This is a genomic window from Bradyrhizobium uaiense (genome assembly GCF_010811875.1).
Lineage (GTDB): Bacteria > Pseudomonadota > Alphaproteobacteria > Rhizobiales > Xanthobacteraceae > Bradyrhizobium > Bradyrhizobium uaiense.
Window position 1 is genome coordinate 1 of sequence record NZ_VKHP01000473.1, and the last position, 1,899, is coordinate 1,899.

The window sequence follows — 1,899 nt, forward strand, 5'->3', positions numbered from 1 at the left end:
ACCTGGGCCATTCGCGGGACAAAGCTGTCGATCAACCAGATCGTCAAGGAGCGCGTGAACATGCTGCTGGAGGCCTCGATGGCGCTGGAGCAGGTGACGTTCGAGACCGCCGACCACAAGGAAGCGACCATGTCGTTCAAGGAGAAGCGCAAGCCCAGGTTCGGCCAGGCATAGTTGGAGCATAGGTCGAGGCCGGGCCATGGCGGCAATCGAAGCGGCAGGTGACGACGTCACGGCGATGTTGCGCGATTCCTTGCGCGGCTTCCTCGATGAGCATTGGCGTCCGCGTGGCGCGACAGCGTCGTCCTCGCCGGACGAGATCTCGGCGATCTGGCACAAACTGGTCGGGCAGGGCGTGGCCGCTCTCGGGACGGAGGACGGCGAGGGCGGGCTCGCCGAGATTTTCGTCGTCATGGCGGAGCTTGGCCGCGCCGGATGTCCGGCGCCGATGTGGTCTGCGGCGTTGGCCAATCTCGCGGTCTCGGGATCGCAGATTGACGTCGTAGTCGATCTTCTGGAGCGGCTGCATTCCGGGAGGGTGATCGTTGCCTTCTCATTCGGCGCGCTGGATCCCGATCGCGCGACGGGCTCGATCGGGATCACCGACGTCAAAGCAACGGGCGTGCTTCGCTTCGTCGAGGCAGCGGCAAGTGCCACGCATCTTCTGGTCGCTCGCGATCAGTCTCACCTTGCGCTGATCGATCTCGGCGGGGTCGGCGTTGAATGCGTCGCGACCCGCGCGATGGGGGCCTGGGGATTGTGCGAGGTCAGGTTGAGCGCGGCGCCGGCCACGCTTATTCCCGTCGGCGCTGTCAATCTGAACGATCTCCGTCTCAAGGGCAAGGTCGCGTTGACAGCGCGCGCTTATGGCGCGGCGCGGCGTTCATTTGAGCTGGTCGTCGACTACGCCAGGGAAAGGCAGCAGTTCGGACAGCCGATCGGCAAGTTCCAGGCGATCCAGCACAAGTTGGCCAATTGCCTGATCACGCTCGAGGGCGTCAGGCTGATCCTGGATCATGTCGCCGGACTCCACGATCGCGGAGATGCGGACTGGCGCTACTTTGCCGATTGCGCATCGGTCTTCTCTGGTCATGCACTGCGGCAGGTGTCGCTGGAGACCCAGCATACGTTCGGTGCGATCGGTTATGCCGAGGAGCACGAGGCGCCGATCCATTTCAAGCGCGTGCATCTCGACACAATCGCGCTCGGCGGCGCCTCAGATGCTAGGCGCAGGCTGGCCGCACGGCTGCTGGATGCGGGCGGCGCCGGGCTGCCGCAATATGATCTCGGGCCCGCGGGAAATAGTTTTCGTGACCAGGTCCGGCTCTGGCTTGAGCAAAACTGGACCGGGGATGCGAAGCGGGCGTTCGACGAACGACCGTTCGCCAAGCGCGAGTTCGATGCCTCCTTTGCCCGTAACATCGGCGACACCGGATGGATCGGCCTTGGATGGCCGGAGCAGTTCGGCGGCCAGGCGCGCGCTCCTCTGGAGCAGATCGCCTTCATGGAGACGATGGAGCGGGGCGAAGCGCCGCGGATCGGCGCGGCGATCCAGGCCAATGCGCTGATGATGTTCGGCACCTCCGAGCAGCAACAAAGGTATCTTCCGGAAATCCTGCGCGGCGAAGCCATGCACGGCATGGGCTACAGCGAGCCGCAGGCGGGCTCCGACCTCGCTGCGTTGCGCACAAGCGCCGTCAAGGACGGCGATCACTGGGTAATCAACGGCCAGAAGATCTGGACCACCACCTGGTGGGGCAAATACATGTTCCTCGCCGCGCGGACCGACAAGGACGCGAAGCCGCCGCACGCCGGCATCAGCATGTTCATCGTGCCGATGGATGCGCCGGGCATCACGACCCGCCCATCCAGCACGATGTATGACGGCACGTTTTCCAA

At 64.5% G+C, this 1,899-nt stretch carries 1 protein-coding gene; it reads left to right on the top strand.

The window, feature by feature from the left end; translation table 11 throughout:
* Positions 1 to 199 precede the first annotated feature (199 nt).
* The coding region (locus FNJ47_RS45845) for an acyl-CoA dehydrogenase family protein (RefSeq protein WP_163163353.1) at positions 200 to 1,899 on the top strand (1,700 nt) is incomplete at its 3' end.